General features: G+C 56.1%; 16 protein-coding genes. 8 read left to right on the top strand and 8 right to left on the bottom strand.

Going from position 1 to position 17,644, the window contains the following annotated elements:
- Window positions 1-13 precede the first annotated feature (13 nt).
- Together Pan97_RS19550 and Pan97_RS19545 are read right to left on the bottom strand one after the other, a co-directional pair.
- Window positions 14-451, bottom strand: coding sequence for a carboxypeptidase-like regulatory domain-containing protein (locus Pan97_RS19550; protein WP_144975524.1), 438 nt, complete (start codon window positions 449-451; stop codon window positions 14-16).
- A gap of 21 nt (window positions 452-472) precedes the next feature.
- Window positions 473-1,534: a DUF1559 domain-containing protein gene (locus Pan97_RS19545; RefSeq protein WP_144978530.1), complete on the bottom strand. Its 1,062-nt coding sequence runs from the start codon at window positions 1,532-1,534 to the stop codon at window positions 473-475.
- 324 nt (window positions 1,535-1,858) lie between these two features.
- Here Pan97_RS19545 and Pan97_RS19540 point away from each other — a divergent pair, with 324 nt between their 5' ends.
- The 5 genes from Pan97_RS19540 to Pan97_RS19520 all read left to right on the top strand — a co-directional run bounded on the left by Pan97_RS19540 (window position 1,859) and on the right by Pan97_RS19520 (window position 7,324).
- The gene (locus Pan97_RS19540; protein WP_144975522.1) at window positions 1,859-2,812 is read left to right on the top strand and encodes a chemotaxis protein; all 954 of its coding nucleotides are present in this window, start codon (window positions 1,859-1,861) and stop codon (window positions 2,810-2,812) included.
- Window positions 2,813-2,988: 176 nt separating this feature from the next.
- Entirely contained in the window at window positions 2,989-4,116 is a 1,128-nt protein-coding gene (locus Pan97_RS19535; RefSeq protein WP_144975520.1) for a hypothetical protein, read from the top strand.
- Between the two features lie 65 nt (window positions 4,117-4,181).
- Window positions 4,182-4,889: an RdgB/HAM1 family non-canonical purine NTP pyrophosphatase gene (gene rdgB / locus Pan97_RS19530; RefSeq protein ID WP_315861150.1), complete on the top strand. Its 708-nt coding sequence runs from the start codon at window positions 4,182-4,184 to the stop codon at window positions 4,887-4,889.
- Window positions 4,890-5,030: 141 nt separating this feature from the next.
- A complete protein-coding gene (locus Pan97_RS19525) occupies window positions 5,031-6,386 on the top strand; it encodes a M20 metallopeptidase family protein (RefSeq protein WP_144975518.1) in 1,356 nt (451 codons plus the stop codon).
- A 425-nt stretch (window positions 6,387-6,811) separates the two neighbouring features.
- The gene (locus Pan97_RS19520; RefSeq protein WP_144975516.1) at window positions 6,812-7,324 is read left to right on the top strand and encodes a hypothetical protein; all 513 of its coding nucleotides are present in this window, start codon (window positions 6,812-6,814) and stop codon (window positions 7,322-7,324) included.
- Here Pan97_RS19520 and Pan97_RS19515 read toward each other — a convergent pair.
- The 5 genes from Pan97_RS19515 to Pan97_RS19495 all read right to left on the bottom strand — a co-directional run bounded on the left by Pan97_RS19515 (window position 7,321) and on the right by Pan97_RS19495 (window position 13,542).
- Entirely contained in the window at window positions 7,321-8,340 is a 1,020-nt protein-coding gene (locus Pan97_RS19515) for an ABC transporter ATP-binding protein (RefSeq protein WP_144975514.1), read from the bottom strand. The genes Pan97_RS19520 and Pan97_RS19515 overlap by 4 nt on opposite strands.
- A gap of 12 nt (window positions 8,341-8,352) precedes the next feature.
- Window positions 8,353-9,423 (bottom strand): ABC transporter ATP-binding protein, encoded by a 1,071-nt coding sequence (locus tag Pan97_RS19510; protein ID WP_144975512.1) that lies wholly within the window; start codon window positions 9,421-9,423, stop codon window positions 8,353-8,355.
- A gap of 10 nt (window positions 9,424-9,433) precedes the next feature.
- Window positions 9,434-10,540, bottom strand: coding sequence for an ABC transporter permease (locus tag Pan97_RS19505; RefSeq protein WP_144978526.1), 1,107 nt, complete (start codon window positions 10,538-10,540; stop codon window positions 9,434-9,436).
- Between the two features lie 90 nt (window positions 10,541-10,630).
- The gene (locus tag Pan97_RS19500; protein ID WP_196782157.1) at window positions 10,631-11,554 is read right to left on the bottom strand and encodes an ABC transporter permease; all 924 of its coding nucleotides are present in this window, start codon (window positions 11,552-11,554) and stop codon (window positions 10,631-10,633) included.
- Window positions 11,551-13,542 (bottom strand): peptide ABC transporter substrate-binding protein, encoded by a 1,992-nt coding sequence (locus Pan97_RS19495; protein ID WP_144975510.1) that lies wholly within the window; start codon window positions 13,540-13,542, stop codon window positions 11,551-11,553. Before Pan97_RS19495 ends, Pan97_RS19500 begins: the two co-directional genes overlap by 4 nt.
- Before the next feature lie 495 nt (window positions 13,543-14,037).
- On the opposite strand from Pan97_RS19495, the gene Pan97_RS19490 reads away from it, so the two are divergent.
- The 3 genes from Pan97_RS19490 to Pan97_RS19480 all read left to right on the top strand — a co-directional run bounded on the left by Pan97_RS19490 (window position 14,038) and on the right by Pan97_RS19480 (window position 17,246).
- A complete protein-coding gene (locus Pan97_RS19490) occupies window positions 14,038-14,523 on the top strand; it encodes an ArsR/SmtB family transcription factor (protein ID WP_206668905.1) in 486 nt (161 codons plus the stop codon).
- Window positions 14,524-14,698: 175 nt separating this feature from the next.
- Window positions 14,699-16,084 (top strand): excinuclease ABC subunit UvrC, encoded by a 1,386-nt coding sequence (locus Pan97_RS19485; protein WP_144975508.1) that lies wholly within the window; start codon window positions 14,699-14,701, stop codon window positions 16,082-16,084.
- A gap of 139 nt (window positions 16,085-16,223) precedes the next feature.
- On the top strand, window positions 16,224-17,246 hold the full coding sequence (locus tag Pan97_RS19480) for a helix-turn-helix transcriptional regulator (protein WP_144975506.1): 1,023 nt from the start codon (window positions 16,224-16,226) through the stop codon (window positions 17,244-17,246).
- Here Pan97_RS19480 and Pan97_RS19475 read toward each other — a convergent pair.
- On the bottom strand, window positions 17,231-17,644 hold the full coding sequence (locus Pan97_RS19475) for a gamma-glutamylcyclotransferase family protein (RefSeq protein ID WP_144975504.1): 414 nt from the start codon (window positions 17,642-17,644) through the stop codon (window positions 17,231-17,233). The two genes, Pan97_RS19480 and Pan97_RS19475, sit on opposite strands and share 16 nt — an antisense overlap.

Here is a 17,644-nt window from a genome sequence, read left to right as displayed (position 1 = left end):
GCACCTGGAACGATTACTTTTTTTTCGATTCCAACTGAAAATCGAAAATATTCCGTTTGTCTTCGACCGTCGCTGTTAGTTCTGTTTGGCGATTGTATCGTGCGGGTAACAACTCAGAGTCCGCTTCGCTGAAAGCTCGCTCTCCTTTCTTGCCCGACGTCGGTTTACTCTTGGTGATGAAAACCTGGTTTTCGCCTGCTTTCGCTCCTGGACGCCGTGCGGCATAGTACAAGGTGTACTCGCCCTGCTCGTTGGTAAAACCGCTTCCTGAGCTTCCTTCACCTAAGGGGACGAATGTGACCTGGGCATCGGCCAAAGGTTGACCATCCAGCAACACAGTTCCACGGACTGGTTTGTAATCTGGATCGAGAACTTCTCCACACCCGACCAAAGGTACGAAGAACAACAAGAAAAGCGTGATCGCGAGATTTTGCTTGTCGAGCATAATCATGTTCGATCCCTCGATGCTCGGTTACGGAAGGTTGACTGGCTGTCCATCGGCACGATGTAGCAGGTAGTCGAAGACGCTCTCACCTTGAAGGGCTGGCCACTGTTTCGCTTTGTGCTCGATGGTTTCCGGAAGAAAACGAACCGAGCCGTCTCCAAGAGCGAAATTCGCACCACCGGGATGTTGGCTGCTGAAGGAACGACGCGAATAGTCGTACGCCCCTCCGGGGGCTTCATTGATACGTGCCCGGGCACTTGCCAAGGAGTTCGCGTGAACCTGATTCACATCGGCGTCCGCACCCAGTTCCCAGATCATGCGAGGCCCCGCCCAAACTCCAGCTCCGGCGATCACTTGTGACCCGTCATTGGCTCGTAATGCCCAGGCTCGTTCGCCATAGAAAATAGTGTTCGAAAGCCCATCGATAATGTCGGCAAATCTCAGACGCTGCCTATCGGTGTAGCTATACTCGCCGACCGGCACCAAGGGACCCGTTCCGTACTCCCTATCCCAGCGAGGAAAATTGCGGTGTCCAGAATTACCGACATACGAACTCGAGGCTGCCGGAATATCATCTGAACCGCTGGTGGTTTGCAACAGGCTGCGAATGTTGGTTCCGTCTTCTTCGCAACCTTCGTTCAAATCTGGCATCGTCGAGCTAGGACAGCGATAACCATCCAGCGGAGTTTGAATGATCGCCAGTTTGGTCGAATTGCCGATCGCACTTCGTAAGTGGTTCGCGGGATCATCCAGATTGTTAAGTTGCAGTTGGTCGTACATGGCCGACTGTTCGATAAACGGCAGAAGAAATGCTCCCCAGCCCCAATGGGATGAGAGATCCGGGGTACCTTTGCCGTTACCCCGCTGCGTGCCAGGGACGATATCGCCGTAGGTGCTCTCAAAATTATGAGTGGCAAGCATGATCTGCTTTAGATTGTTGGTGCATTGCATCCGGCGTGCAGCTTCACGGGCCTGCTGGACGGCTGGCAGCAACAAGGCGATCAAGACACCAATGATGGCAATGACAACTAACAGTTCAACAAGAGTAAAACCATTGTCATTACGTACTTTACGTCGACAAGCAAACATCGCGTGTTCTCTAGAAAAGGGGGATTGGGAATAGGTGAAGATAAGCAGCAACTACGATTGTATGAAAATGCAATTTGAACCGCTTCCCTGGGGAATAGAGTCCACAGTATCAGACAAGCGATCAAAGAAATAGAGGTAAAATTGATTCGTTATGTGTGAAATATCGTTGTGACGATCAGAAGCAGACTTGCCACATTCGTTCCAATCGTCATATTTCGCCATTATCGGTAAACGTTTCTGGGAGGATGCTAGCACTGCCGATCAATCCTTTGTTGAGTTGTTTCTTGAAATCAACAACTAGGAAGCCATGCGAGTAGCGGCACAATGAATGCGCAAAATTCAAAGCTGGGTATTAACACCGGGATTCTTTTGGAAGCAGGCACCAACGAGGCCGAAATCCTGGTGTTTGAAGTTGGCGGACAAACCTTTGGCGTCAACGTTGCCAAGGTCAAGGAAGTGCTGGGAATCACCAAGGTGACCAGTCTGCCGGAAGGACACCCTTCGATCGAAGGGGTCGTCCGCATTCGCCAAGATGTCGTCACGCTGATTCATCTGGGGCACTTTTTGTATGGAGACGTGGCGGAAGTTGCCTCGAAAGAGAGCGACTGCCTGCTACTGTTGGAATTCAACCAACGTCCACTCGCGTTCCGAGTAAATCGCGTTCACCGAATTTATCGCGTCAGTTGGAATGCCACACGCCCACTTCCGGTGACACCTGGGATGACCGGTCCGATTACCAGCGTGGTGCTGATCGACGGAAAGCTGGTTCAGATTCTCGATTTCGAGTCGATCGGGGCCGAGGTGGCAGGCGTTTGCGATGAGCAGAGCCAAAATTCCGGCATAACGCGAATTGATGCGCCCAATATCCCGGTCGTGTTTGCCGAAGACTCTCGAATGATCTCGGAGATGATCCGTGACCATCTGCTAGACGCCGGCTTCACTAATTTCCATGGCTTTGTCGACGGACAGGCCGCTTGGGAATACCTGGAGACGCTCGCCGAAGGGGAAACGGTCGAAACGATTCGCGAGAAGGTCGGGATCCTGATCACCGATATCGAAATGCCGCGCATGGACGGCTTCAGCCTGGCGAAACATGTCCGGATGCATCCGGTGCTGGGCTCGCTGCCGATCGTGATCTTCTCGTCGCTGGTCTCGCGCGACAACGAGAAGAAGGGGGCCCAGGTTGGCGTCGACACGCAGGTTCCCAAGCCTAAGTACGGCGAACTGCTGGAAAAGACGCGCCAACTGGTGGGGCTCTCGGAGCTTGTCGAAGCTTAGAGTAGATCGACTTAGCTAGCACGTGCGAAAGGTTTCTGGAAATCCGTGAGGAATTGTCTCAAGATTCCTCTTGTCGTGACCGAGGCCCAACTGTTACTGTTCCCCGACATTCCTGGCCCAAGATGGGTTTGGAATCGATCGATGCATTTGTTGTCATATGAGGGGAACAAGCAAGGATGTTTGTCCACACGAATTTGCGTCTGGCCTTGGCTATGGGCCTTGTTGCCGCTGTCACCACAACAACCTGGGCCGCGCCGCCATGGGCTAATCTGATTCCTTTTCAGCGTGTGGAAGCTGACGCGGAAAAGACGTACGAACTGACCGAAGAACACGGGCCCTGGCTGATCATGGCCACCAGCTTCACCGGTCCGGGCGCCGAAAAGGATGCCAACGACCTGGTGTTGGAGCTTCGTAAGGACTACGGCCTGGAAGCGTACACCTGGCATCAGAGTTACGACTACACCGACTCGGTGGTCGGCAAAGGGTACGATCGTTACGGCGGCCCCAAGAAGATGCGCTACATGAACGACGTGAGCTTTACCAGCTACGTCGTGATGGTCGGCAACTTTCAGACGGTGGATGAAAGCGGCGTAGAAAAGACGCTCAACAAGATCAAGACGGCCAAGCCGAAGGTCTTCAAAGACAGCTACACCGTTAAGAACGACACGATCAAAACGATTCGTCAGAAGCTACGCGAAGCGATCGATTCGGAAGACGACAAAGAAAAGGGCCCCATGGGCAATGCGTTCGTTACCCGGAATCCTCTGCTTCCCGAAGAATACTTTCGTCCCAAGGGCATGGATGAGTTAGTCCTGAAGATGAACAAGGACAACCAATACAGCCTGCTCAATTGCCCAGGCAAGTACACCGTGCGTGTGGCCACGTTCCGAGGTGCCGTGGAACTGGACCAGAAGAAGATCGACGAGATCGAACAGAAGAACATCGTCAGTGGAACTCGCCTGGCCGTAGCCGCCGAGAAGGCCGAGAAGCTGGCCGGCGCCCTTCGCAAGCAAGGAGTCGAGGCGTATAGCTTCCACGATCGATCGGAAAGCATCGTCACGGTCGGTTCGTTTGAAACCGTAGGCACGCCGCGTCGTGACGGCAAGATCGAAATCAACCCGCAGGTCAAACGCATCATGGATGGCTACAAGGGTGGAACCGGTACCGCGACGATTGAAGGGGGTACGGCTCCGTCTTACAAGCCCAAGTCGCTCAACGGAATCGTCTTCGACGTGCAGCCACTTCCGGTCGAAGTCCCCAAGGTAAGCATCGCCGCGGACTACGCACGACGTCCTCTCCGCTAGAATCACTGCGGACGACATTCAATCGAATCATCCAAGGTTCCACGATGAAGCGTGGAACCTTTTTTATGCGCTGGTTTCTCGTTACGATGTCTTCAACCTATTCGAGAAACGGCGATCCCAGTGAGAAACGAGCGATGTCCGACAACCGGCAAATGGTGCTTGGCACTTATAACCAAAAGAAACGGGGCGAGTTGCAACGTCTTTTGTTGCCGCTGAATATCGAGCTGAAAACGCTGGAAGAGTTTCCCGAGGTGGTCGAGGATGGAAGCTCGTTTGCCGAGAACGCTGCCAAGAAGGCGACCCAGCAAGCGGTTGCCCTCGGGCAGTGGGTTCTGGCCGAGGACAGCGGGCTGTGCGTCGATGCCCTGAAAGGCGCCCCGGGGATTTATTCTGCCCGGTTCTCTGGCGACGACGCGACCGACGAGAAGAACAATGACTTGCTCCTGGAAAAGCTGGAAGGCCTGCCGCCGGAAAAGCGGGGCGCCCACTACGTGTGCCACATCGTTCTTTCCAATCCCCAGGGAGAGGTCGTTCTAGAAGCGGAAGACAAGTGTCATGGCCGAATCGTTACCGAGCGCCGCGGTACCAATGGCTTCGGCTACGATCCCCTCTTCGAGCTGCGCGAATACCATCGCACGTTTGGCGAGATGGGGCCGGCGATCAAGGGGTTGATCAGCCACCGAGCCAAGGCCTCCCGGGCATTCGTTCATGAGTTGGGGATGATGCTGGCGAAGAATCCAGCCCTTTTAGCCATCGGATCGGTCAAGAAGTAAAATGAGCAGACGCCGTTGGATGAGTCGCGGACGTCTGCTCGAATAAAATTAGACCGTGCTATAATCTATCTAGGGATGATAATCCTTATCCCCTCTAATTGACAAGCCGTAATTCGCATCTTTTTTTTGAGACTTTGATCCATGGTTCGGGCTCGCGCTGTTTCGTTCGCCGCTACCTGTTTGTTTGTCACGATTTACGGCACGATGCCCCCGGCGGACGCTAAAGCCGATCCTCCCGGTCAGGATTCCCCCCAAATCAAGACGTGGGTCGACGGTGAAATCGGCTCGTTGGTCGAGATTTATCAGAACTTTCACGCTCATCCGGAAGTCTCTTTTGAAGAAGCGGAGACTGCCCGGCGCCTGGCTGAGTTGCTGAAGTCAGCCGGTTACGAGGTAACGACTGGCGTCGGTGGTCACGGGCTGGTCGCGATTCTAACCAACGGCGTGGGACCGACCGTCATGCTGCGGACCGATCTTGATGCGCTTCCGGTCACCGAAAACACCGAACTGGTGTATGCGTCGAAAGAGACCGTCAAGTTGGAAGACGGTACCGAGTCTGGGGTGATGCATGCCTGTGGCCATGACATTCATATGACCAACGTGGTGGGCACGGCCCGGTACATGGCCGCGCATCGCGATCAGTGGCACGGCACGCTGATGATCATCGGTCAGCCGGCGGAAGAAAAAGGGCAGGGTGCCAAAGCGATGCTCGATGACGGCCTGTTCGACCGTTTTCCGAAGCCGGACTACGCGATCGCTTTGCACGTCGATCCCAACTTGCCGACGGGAACCGTGGGCTATCGCAGCGGCTACGCGATGGCGAATGTCGATAGCGTCGATATCTACGTGCAAGGCAAAGGAGGACACGGCGCCCATCCCGACGCGACCGTCGATCCTATCGTTCAGGCAGCCCAGTTGATTTTGGACCTGCAAACGATCGTCAGTCGCGAAATCAACCCCACCGACCCGGCTGTTGTCACGGTGGGTGCGATCCACGGCGGTACGAAACACAACATCATCGGCAATGAATGTCACTTGCAACTCACAGTGCGGAGCTACGGCGAAGAGGTACGCAAGCAACTGCTCGATGCCATCCAGCGGAAGGCGAAAGCCGTGGCGATCAGCTATCGAGCCCCGGAGCCGCGAATCGAAATTAGCGAAGGAACGCCGAGCCTCTTCAACGACAAACACCTGACTTGGCGAATTGTGAAGCATTTCAATCGCGCGTTCGGCGATGAAAAGGTCGTACCGGTCGACCCTTCGATGGGAGGCGAAGACTTCAGCCGATACGGAATCGCTGGCGTGCCGATCTTTATGTACCGGTTGGGGGCGGTTGATGCGAAACGTCTGGCTCGCTACGAGCAGTTGGGACAAGAGCCGCCATCGTTGCACTCGCCGCTGTTCTATCCTGACGCGGAAGATTGCCTGGAGACAGGTGTCAACGCGACGGTAATCGCTCTGCTGGAACTCTTTGAGAACAAGCCAGGCGAGCAGTAATGCATCGGCAAACTCTAATGGGAATTGGGGCTGGGTACGTCGCTCTTTTGGGCCTGGTAACCTATGGTTTACTGCAAGCACGTAACTGGGTCGCCCAGACCTACGATACGCCTGAGGCGACCGAGAACTGGCAGAAGTTAACCCAAGAACTGGAGCAACGGCAGGATCGAGGCCATTCGCCAGTGAAAAGGCCTGCACAACGGAGTAGCGTGCCGCCGATTAAGATTCTCTTTTCCGAGAACTTTCCCGCCATTGTTGCCTGGAGTCTCGTGATTCTGAGTATCCTATACTGGAGCGTGGGAATAATGATTGCCGGTGCACTGCGAACACCTAGTCATCATCCTGCGTCAGTCGATGATGACGCTCCCCCATGAGTTTGACACCCAGGCAGCCCTTTCCCATCAAGGGGCATTGATCGGCAATCCATGTCACCATCCAGTCGGGAATTCGAGACGCATTCACCAGAGCTATCCCTGGTGCGTCTGCCTATTCGCGATGACCATATTGCTCAGGGTGCGACGGCATTGTTGCTGGTAGTGCTCGCGTTTCTCACCTATTCCGGAACCGTATCGGTTTGGATATCGCTGGTGGTCGTGCTGGCCTGCCTGGTGGCTACGTGGAAAATGTTCGTTCCCGTGCGGATTGACCTGGGACCGCGGGGAGTCATCCAGAATTCATTTCTCGGCAGTCGCAAGACACCCTGGCGAGAAATTGCCCGCTTCGAGACCCACGAGCAAGGCGTCACCCTGTATCTCACGCAGGACGACTCCCCCTTGGCCGGCTTCGCGTCGATTGATCTTGCTTGCCGCAGTTTGAAGCCGGAAGTCGAAGCGATTGTTCGTTTCTACATGGAATCGCGTCGCATGCGGACAGGCTCGTCGATCGTGAAGATGGCCGACGACATCTCGAATTCCAAATCGGGATCGGCTGCGAGTTAGCTCTTCGCGGCGTCTTCGGGTGATTCGTCGCCAGCGAAGAAACAGGCCGCCGGATGCGGAGTTCCTTCCAGCGGAGGCGGACTGGCCGTGCATGTCTCAGGCTGCACGATCGGACAGCGATCGGCGAAGGGACAGCCGGGGTAGTATGTATCAGGCGAAGGAACTTCCCCTTCCAGTACGATCCGCTGCCGTTTGCGTTCGATATCGGGATCGGGCACCGGAATCGCGGACAACAGAGCCTGGGTGTAGGGATGCATCGGACGCCGGAACAACTCTTGTGACTGAGAAAGTTCGACGATTCGACCCAGGTACATCACCCCAATCCGATGTGAGATATGCCGGACGACGCTCAAGTCGTGGGCGATGAAGACATAGGCCACGCCAAGTTTCTGCTGCAAGTCCATCAGCAGATTGATCACCTGGGCTTGAATCGAAACGTCGAGCGCGGAAATCGGTTCGTCGCAGACGATCACCTTGGGGCGTGCGGCGAGTGCCCTGGCAATGCCGATGCGTTGCCGCTGACCGCCCGAGAACTCGTGCGGATAACGATTTATAAACCGCGGATTGAGCCCAACGACGTCCATCAGTCGCATCACTTCCAGCTTTCGATCGAGGCCTGACTTCAGCCCAAAAATCGACAGGGGCTCGCCAATGATGGTACCGACCGTCATACGAGGATTGAGCGACGCGTATGGATCTTGAAAGATCATCTGCAGGTCGCTGCGATGTTGCCGCATCGATGCAGGCGAGAGATTGTCAATGCGTTTGCCCCCTAAGTAGACGCTGCCAGCGGTCGGCTTTACCAGGTTCATGATTGCCCGGGCCGTGGTCGATTTACCGCAACCACTTTCCCCCACCAGGCCAAAGGTTTCGCCTGGCTTCACATCGAACGATATGCCATCTACGGCCCGTACGTATTCGGTTTGGGACGCGAACCACATACCGCGACGAACCGGAAAGTGAACTTTCAGGTCGCGGACTTCGAGAACGGGAGAGGCGTCGGATACTTGTGACATGGATGCGGTAGCTTAACTAAGACGTTCGTTGGTGGCGGTGGAGGAAACGGGCGGATCGAGCTGGGTGACGTCGCGAATGCACGCGTGCCATGTTCCCGTATCGACTTGAACAAGGGGCGGATCGATCTTTTGGCAGTCGTTGACGCGATAGGGACATCGCGGATAGAACGAGCAGCCGGGGATGTGCTCGCTCATGTCGGGCGGCTGACCAGCGACGGGCGAGAGCTGAGCCCCAACTTCTTCATCGATCCGTGGAATCGAATTGAGAAGCCCGAGCGTGTAAGGGTGCCGTGGATCGGCGAACAGATCGTGGACCTTGGCCTGCTCTACCTTGCGGCCTGCATACATGACCAGTACATCGGTCGCCGTATTGGCGATCACGCCCAGGTCGTGCGTGATCATCACGATGGCCGTGTTGTGTTCCTCTTGCAGTTTTTGCATCAGTTCCAGGATCTGGGCCTGAATGGTTACGTCCAGGGCCGTCGTCGGTTCGTCGGCGATCAAGATTTCCGGATCACAAGAGAGCGCCATCGCAATCACCACGCGTTGCCGCATCCCGCCAGAGAACTCGTGCGGGTAGTTGAACACGCGACGTTTTGCACCCGGGATGCCCACCTTCTCGAGCATCTCGATTGCGCGATCCAATGCATCTTTGTAAGAGAGTCCCAGATGCTTTCGCGTGACCTCGGTCAGCTGCTCGTCGATGGTCAGGAATGGATTGAGCGTCGTCATTGGATCTTGGAAGATCATCGCGATGCGGTTTCCGCGAATGGCCGCGAGTTCCTTATCGCTCATCTTTAGCAGGTCCCGACCGTTGTACATGGCCGATCCGCTGGTGATCTTGCCTGGCGGCTGGGGAATGAGCCCTAGCATGGCCAGGTTGGTGACCGACTTGCCGGAGCCCGATTCCCCCACGATGCCCAGCGTTTCGCCAGCTCGCAGATCGAAATCGACCCCGCGAACCGCCTTGAAGATTCCATCTTCGGTGCGGAACTCGACGGCCAGGTCACGCACTTCCAACAGCACTTTACCGGTGCCGGAAGGTTTGCTCTCGCTCGAGACGCTCGTCGTTTCACCAGTCACAAACTTGCCCTTATCGATTCTTCATTCGTGGGTCGAGTGCGTCACGCAGTCCGTCACCCAGGAAGTTCAAGGAGTACAGCGTCGATGCCAATGCCAAGGCTGGGAAGACCACCAGCCACCAGTAGATCTTCACCGGAGTAATGACCCTCAGACCTTCCTCGGCCAGCACACCCCAACTCACCGCCGGAGCTTCCACGCCCAGACCCAGGAACGAGAGGAACGCCTCGAACAACATCACCGCCGGAATGGTCAGCGTCAAGTAAACGATCACGATGCTCATCACGTTAGGCACCAGGTGCAAGAAGACGATTCGCAGCCCGCTGGCGCCGACGGTTCGTGCGGCGTCGACGAATTGTTCGTTCTTCAAACTGATGATCTGACCTCGCACCACGCGGGCCATCGTCAGCCAGTAAACGGCCCCGATCACGATATAAAGAATCACGATGCGGCTGATGCCGTAGCTTTCCAGCCACTGTTTCACGTCGTCTTCGCTAAGGATCGTAATCAAAAACAGCACCAGGAAGATGAACGGCACCGAGTACATGATGTCGACTACCCGCATCATGAAGTCGTCGACGATCCCGCCTGAGTAACCGGCGATCGCCCCATAGCTGACGCCGATAATCAGCGAAACGAGCGTGGCGACCAAACCGACGATGAGCGAAACCCGAGCCCCGTAGAACAAACGTGAAAGCAGGTCGCGTCCTAACAGGTCGGTGCCGCAGAGGCTCGGCAGGCAGTAGTCGCCGAAGATCACCAACCGGGTGTGAAGTAGCAGCATGTCGAAACCGGTCGGATCGGTCCACAGTTCGCCCACGCGGCGGTCGAACTCTTCCCCTTTCAGGTCCTTCAGGTGCAAGCTGACCGGGACGGTTTCCTTTTCCCCATCTTCGTTTGCCTTCTGCGTCGTCGAGTGAAACTCCGGGGGCAGCGCCAAGCGGTTGGCCAGGTCTTGCTCCCGAGGTGATTGCAAGGGAAATAGCGGGGTGAAGATTGCCGCCAGGGCCAGCAGTACGAGGAAACTGAGTGCCGTCATCGAGACCCAGTCGCGGCGAAGTCGACGCCAGGCGTCTTGCCAGAGCGAAATTCCGCGGATGTTTCTCGCCTCGTTGTACATGGCCTGATATTTTTCGATCGGCGGCAACGCGTCGGCGTAGGGGTCGTGCTTTTTGAGGGAATCCAAGGCTATGGCCTTCGCAGCAAGGAGTTACTTGTCAAGCTTGACGCGAGGATCGATCAAACCGTACGAAAGGTCGACCAACGTATTCATCGAGAACAACAGAAACGTATAGATCATCACCACCGCCAGGCTGACCGGATGATCTTTCTGCTGCACCGCTTCGATAAAGTGGCTCCCCAGTCCAGGAATAAAGAAGATGCGCTCGAGCACCAGCGACCCGGTCAGGATGCCTGCCGTGGCCGGCCCCAGGAACGAGACCACCGGCAGAATGGCTCCACGAAACGCATGCTTCAGCACTACCGTCGCCGGCATCAGCCCCTTGGCGTAGGCCGTGCGAATGTAGTCCTGTCCGAGCACTTCCAGCATGCCGGTCCGCGTCAGGCGCGAGATGTACGCCGCGAAGGGAGCCGCCAGGCACAGCGACGGCAGCACCAGGTTGATCGGGCGTCCCCAACCGGCTGCGGGAAACAGGTTCAAGCCGAACACGAAAATAATGATCGCAAAACCGGCCAACACGAAGTTGGGAATCGCGATCCCGAGCGTGGCGATCATGCGAAAGGTCACGTCGATCACCGATTGTCTTCGCAGGGCGGAAATGATTCCCGTGGAGAAGCCGATCAGCATCGCAAAGCTGAGCCCGAGCAGGCCGAGCGAAATCGAAATCGGTAGACCTTCGGCGATGATCTCGAAGACCGATTTGTCGATCAGCTTCATGCTGGGGCCTGGGTTGAGGACAAGATAGTTGCCCATCGTCTTGACGTACCGCGTGCCGAGCGGCTTATCCAGATCGTAGTACTCTTCCAGGTTGCGTTTGATCGCCTCGGGAAGTTGCCGCTCGCTTAGCAGCGCGCCTTCCGGCGAGACGGTCCACATCAGAAAGAAGCTAATCGTGAAGACGACCCACAACGTGATCACCAGCCACATTAGCCGCTTGGCCAAAAAGTAAATCACTCCAAGCCCTCCCACTCGCGAATCTTTTCGCGTTGCTGCTGGTCAATTTCGAGGATGTGCAGGGGATGGAGATCCTGCAGATTCGGATAAAAGTTCTTCACGTACGGCCGCACCATGTTGATCGAAACATAGAAGTAAATCGGTAAGATCGGCATCTCGTCGACCAGCACCTCTTCTGCGTCGCGCAGCATGTTGAAACGCGTTTCCGGATCGGCTTCGCTTCGTGCGGAATCGATCAGACTGTCGTACTTCTTATTGCTCCAGCCGGTCTCGTTGTTCTCGCCGCCGGTAACGAACATGTCGAGAAAGGTGTTCGGATCGGGATAGTCTCCAATCCAACCAGCCCGGGCAACGTCGTAATCCATCTCGCGGACCGTCGTCAGGTAGACGCCCCATTCGACGTTCCGCAGTTGAACATCGATATGCAGATTGCGTTTCCACTGCTGCTGAATCACTTCGGCAATCTGCTTATGCCCTTCCGACGTGTTGTACAGAATCTGAATAGGACGCATCTTCTTGCCGCCCAGTGCTTCCTCAAGGAGTTTTCGGGCACGCTCGGGATCGTACGACTCGGTCGGAGGTCCTTCGTAGCCGGTAATCCCCGGGGGAACCAACGAGCCTGCCGGGATCTGACCGCCGCGGGTAACGAAGTCGACGATTTCCTGCTTGTTGATCGCCAGGTTCAGGGCCTGACGTACCTTGGGATTATCCAGCGGGGGCCGAGTCGTGTTGACGCGATAGAAGTAAGTGGACAGCATTGGGGCGATCAGCAGGTCGTCACGTTCGTTCTCGCGGCCGGGCTCCTTCTTTTTCTCTGCGTCGATCTCTTTCAGTTCATCCAAGACGGAATTGGGAATATCGGTCGCCCATTCCATCTGGCCGCTCATGTACATGTTCAGCTGCGTGGTGTTCGATTGCACCGCCAGGGCGTCAATCGTTTCGAGCTTGACCTCGTCCGCATTCCAATAGGTGGGGTTCTTCTTCAGGCGGATACGATCACGAATGCGGCGTTCCTGAATCTGGTAGGGACCGTTGGTGACAATGTTCTCGGGCTTGGTCCAGTCGGGGTAGCCGTAGGTTTCGATACACGTGCGATTGACCGCGTGCATTGGATAGAACGAAGCGAGTTCCAGAAAGTACGGCGTCGGCGATTCCAACTCGATGACCAGGGTCATCTTGTCAGGCACTTTGATCCCCACTTCGCTGAAGTGGAGCAGCACGTGCATTGCTTCTTCGGCTTTGGGATGTTTCGACAGGTACGATTTTGGGATGCCTGATTGATAGAAGACCCGCTCGGTCTTTTCTCCATCCCACTGCGGCTGGCCATCTTTCTCTGGCACGCAGTCGACCGTAAACACTTTGAAGGAGCTTACCTCTTCGCCATGACCCGCGTCTTCGGACTTGGTCGCTCCTTCCGGGTAAGTGTCGATCTTCCTCAGAATGCCCGAGATCACCGTGCCGCGAGGATACATCTGGGCGCGATCCTTACGATCGGCCAGTTCGACTTCGACGCGGTCTCCTTCGTGGACGTCACCGGTGGTGTAACGCTGGGCGTTCTTGATGTACCACAACTGATAGGCGTATTGCGTTCGTGATTCGGGATGCAAAAAACGCATCCACGAGAAGTCCCAGTCGTGGGCGGTCACCGGCTCGCCGTTGGTCCACTTGGCGCCTTCGCGCATATGAAACGTATAAGTCTTGAGATCGTCCGAAACCTCATGCGACTTGGCCATCGCAGGCATTGGGATCATGTCGTTGGGATCATTCGGGTCGGGCATCTTCCGATAGAGGCCCTCGAAGATGGCGTCGATGATCCGCCCTTCCGGTGCCCCGGTGCTTTTTGCCGGATCGACGGTTTGGGGCTCGGTACCGTTAGAAAAGGTAAAGTCAGCGGGGGGGAGCGACCCCATCCGGAGCGCAAAAAAGAGAGCGACTACGAAGATTAGCGGAAAGAAGTAAGGAAATAATCCTCGTATTGACCATTTCATTCGGTGATTTCTCACTCATTTGGGCCATCGGCAGTGGGTTTCCAGGTGATCATCACCCAAGTTCATGATCGTATCAAATTCCGCAAGAGATGACGATATGCTGATCTCAAACCGACCATACCGCTTGAAAGGCGCAATCCAGAACCGTTGTTTTCGAGAGAAATGTTGCAGTTTCATGGGAATTGTCCGATACTCCGAGAATGAGCGAACCGCCTTGCCCGAGCATTCGTACGTTGGGGCGAGGCTCGATTGCAGTAATAGAGCCGTTAGCGCTTGGTTCACCTACTAGCAATTGGGTTTGCTCAACGCCATTCGATTTAACTTCACGCGTCTTCGTTGGAATCTGCCTTTCTCCGTTACGTCATTAAGGCGAGCGAGGGTTAAGCACTGGCCGCGTCAAGCTATCTCTCAGGGCGTGACTTATCCAGTTTCAGGGCCAGTTCACTTAACTATTCAGTAGGGGCCCAAGCCTTACTAACACGGAGAAGATCTGCCATGATGTTCTTGGCTACTCCAGCCAATGGACACACGATGTCCAAAGGGTACTACTCGGACAACGATAGTCCCTCGCATGTTTCCCAGCCGGAAGGATCCGGCAAGGAAGTTTCGCCTTACGAACCCTTGAACGAAGACGTTGCTCGTCAGCTCGTTCAACTCTTTAAACTGTTGGCCGACGAAACTCGGCTGAAGATCCTCAGCTACCTGCTACAGGCAGGCGAACTGAACGTTCGATCGCTGTGCGACCTGCTCGATCAAAGCCAACCGGCAGTCAGCCATCACCTGGCTTTGCTGAAAACTTGTGGCCTGATTGAATCGCGGCGTGATGGTAAGAACAATTTCTATCGCGTCATTCCCGAACAGTTCGGACGCTTCGCCGAAGTGTTGTTCCGCAAGGTACCTGGCCTGGAAGACGACAAGATCGACTTCGGCGAAGCCCTGGTACGCCTGGAAACGGAAACCCAAGCGGTTGCCGTTTCTTAGTTTCCTTCACTCCTCAATATGAGGCTCGCAAGAGGGCTGCCTGATCGTGTCCCAGGTAGCCTTCTTTTCGTTCTTGCCGGGCGGAAACCTCTTTTCCGTTGTTCGTACTGCCAAAAAATCGGGTAAGGGTTAGAATTTCATGATGGAATCTTGTACACCTTAGCCCCCTAGGATCATGGCAGAGAATCTCGACGGCCAGCAGCCTGCCCCATCGCCTGAAGCGGTTTCTTCTGAAGGGAAGCCCGCCGAACATGTTCCCTTTACGGTGACCGCGAACAAGGTTCGTAAATTCCCGACCACTTCCGGCGTGTACATCTTCAAGGATGACAAAGGCCGTGTGATCTACGTTGGCAAGGCCAAGAATCTTCGCTCGCGCGCCAGCAGCTACTTTCTGGCCGAAGCGGCCCTCGATCAGCGAACCGGCTACTGGGTCAATGAAATCGCCGACGCCGATTACCTTGAGACCGAAAGCGAAGTCGACGCATTGCTCGCCGAATCGCGGCTGATCAAAGACGTTCAGCCGAAGTACAACAAAGAGCAAAAAGACGACAAAACGTTTCCTTACCTGATGATCACGCAGCGGGAAGACTTCCCCCGCGTTGAATTTACCCGCGAACCGAAGGACAAAAACGCCAAGCTGTACGGCCCCTTCGCCAGTGCCGGGGCCCTGCGCGGAGCCATTCAGGTGCTGCAGCGGATCTTTAAGTTCCGCACGTGCGACCTCGATATCGACGAGTCGGACGAACGCTGGAAATGGTTTCGACCTTGTCTGTTGGCCAGCATCGGTCAATGCACGGCACCTTGTAACCTTCGCATCAGCAAGGAAGAGTACCGCAAAGACATCCGCCGTCTGCAGATGTTTTTGGAAGGAGGGCGGACGCGCCTGTTGAAGCAGCTGCAAGACGAAATGCAGGAAGCTTCCAAGAACCTCGAATTCGAGAAAGCCGCGAAGCTGCGCGACGAGATCACCATGCTCCAGCGTCTCGACGAGCGGGGCGAGCTGGAGACGCATGCCCAGCCGGAAGTCTTTTACGTCGATCCGAAGAAGGGCTTGGCCGGTCTGCGGAAGGTATTAGGCCTGGCAGAAACGCCGCGCACGATCGAAGGGGTCGATATCGCCCACCTGGGCGGAAGTGACACGGTCGCCAGTCTCGTGCAGTTTCTCGACGGGCTGCCGTTCAAGCCAGGCTATCGCCGCTACAAGATTCGCGGCGTCGATGGCGTCGACGACTTCCGCAGTATCCACGAGGTCGTGGCCCGCCGCTTCAAACGGCTGAGCGACAGTTCCGAGGTCTTTCCGGACATTCTGCTGATCGACGGTGGTAAGGGGCAACTCAACGCGGCGATGGCCGCTTTTCGCGATCTCAAGATCGAGCCGCCAACGGTGATCTCGTTGGCCAAACGCGAAGAAGAAGTCTACCGCCCCGGTGAAAGCGAACCGATTCGCCTGAGTCGTCACTCGTTTGCCTTGCGACTACTGCAATACGTCCGCGACGAGTCCCACCGCTTCGCCCAGCACTATCACCACTTGCTACGAGATAAACGAACATTCGACCGGTAAATCTTCTCTTGTCCCCTCTCCCTTGGGAAGGGAGGAGGGGACGAGAGAGAAGGGGATAAGGTTGAGATAATAGCATCGCGCGGGGCGGTTGGTTACACTTGGACTTCCGCGTCACCCACCCGGCATGGAGGCATTCACGATGGCACGCAACGAACAACTCATTCGGCAGCACAAGATCTTGCAGATTCTCGAGCGTTATCGCTACGGCTGCCTGTTGGAAGAGATCCGCGACGCGCTGGTCGACGAACTGGGATTGTCTTCGCTGCACACGCGCACGGTCCGCCGTGATATCGAATCGCTTCAGGCGGCAGGGCTCGATATCGACGTACACGACTCCGGTCGAGGGCGTGTCTGGAAGCTCGGCGCCAGTGGCCGTGGGATGCATAAGATCACCGCGACGGCGACCGAGTTGATCGCCTTGTCGCTGGGACGCGACCTACTGCTGCCACTCTCAGGCACGCCGTTTTGGGTTGGGGTCGAGTCGTTCTGGACGAAGATCCAAGAGCAACTTCCCGAAGGAACGTGGGAGCACTACCGCAAGTATCGCCAGGTACTGTACGTGACGGGGCTGGCCTCGAAGAACTATTCGGCCCAGGAAGGAACGCTCAAGAATCTGAACCGGGCCATTCATCAGCATCGTATCGTGGAAGTCGCCTATCAAAAGCCAGGGCAGCCTTCGCCCAGCCAGCGGCGGCTTGAACCGTACGGCATCGTGTTCCATCAGGGAAGCATCTACATCGTCGCCGCGGCCAGTGAGCTGGTGGAAGACGATCCCAATCGAATCCGCCACTGGAAGCTCGATCGCTTCAAGAAGGCGGAGGTGACCGACGACTACTTCAAGGTCCCCAAAGACTTCGACCTGGAAGAACACCTCGGGGGCTCGATTGGTATCTTCGCGGCCCACAAGCCGATGGATTTCAAAATCAAGATCTCGGCTACCGCGGCTAACTGGGTGGTCGAAGACCCATGGCATGCCGAGCAAAAGGTCGAACAGCATGACGATGGTAGCATCACGCTGACCGTCAAAGCGGCCCACGAGTTGGAGATCATTCCTCGCGTGTTGGCCCTTGGGCCGGAAGCCGAGGTGTTGGCTCCCAAGTCGACTCGTGAAGCGATCAAGGCTCGCGTCGAAAAGATGGCCGAGGTCTACGCGAAACGCTGAGCGTTGCCGGTCCAGTTCACCATGCCCTGGGCATCGGCTGGTACTTGGGCGTACGTCGGCAGAATCGGTTTGTTGAAGACGTAGGTGGTCGCCGTGATGGGCTGGCCATCGAGCGTTTCGCACTCGACCACTTCCCGCGTGTACAAGGTCGGGTACCCTTCGACCTCGTCGAGCGTTTCCAGCAAGCGTTGTTCTTGCTTGGCATCAAACAACCAGATCTCGCCGACCACGCGTGTTTCCCCTTCGAGCTTGAGCCCGGGATAGTCGGCGACTTGCCATAGCGAACCAGGCGTCGAGCCGCGCAGCACGGCCACCGGTCGACAGGGCCAGCAGTTCTCGCGGACCTCGCCTCGCTTCAACGTTCCGTAGGCAAAAAAGGCAACCAGTTCGTCAGGCAT

Origin of the sequence: Bremerella volcania, from assembly GCF_007748115.1 — a bacterium.
Classification (GTDB): domain Bacteria; phylum Planctomycetota; class Planctomycetia; order Pirellulales; family Pirellulaceae; genus Bremerella; species Bremerella volcania.
This window is presented reverse-complemented; position numbering and strand designations above follow the sequence as displayed.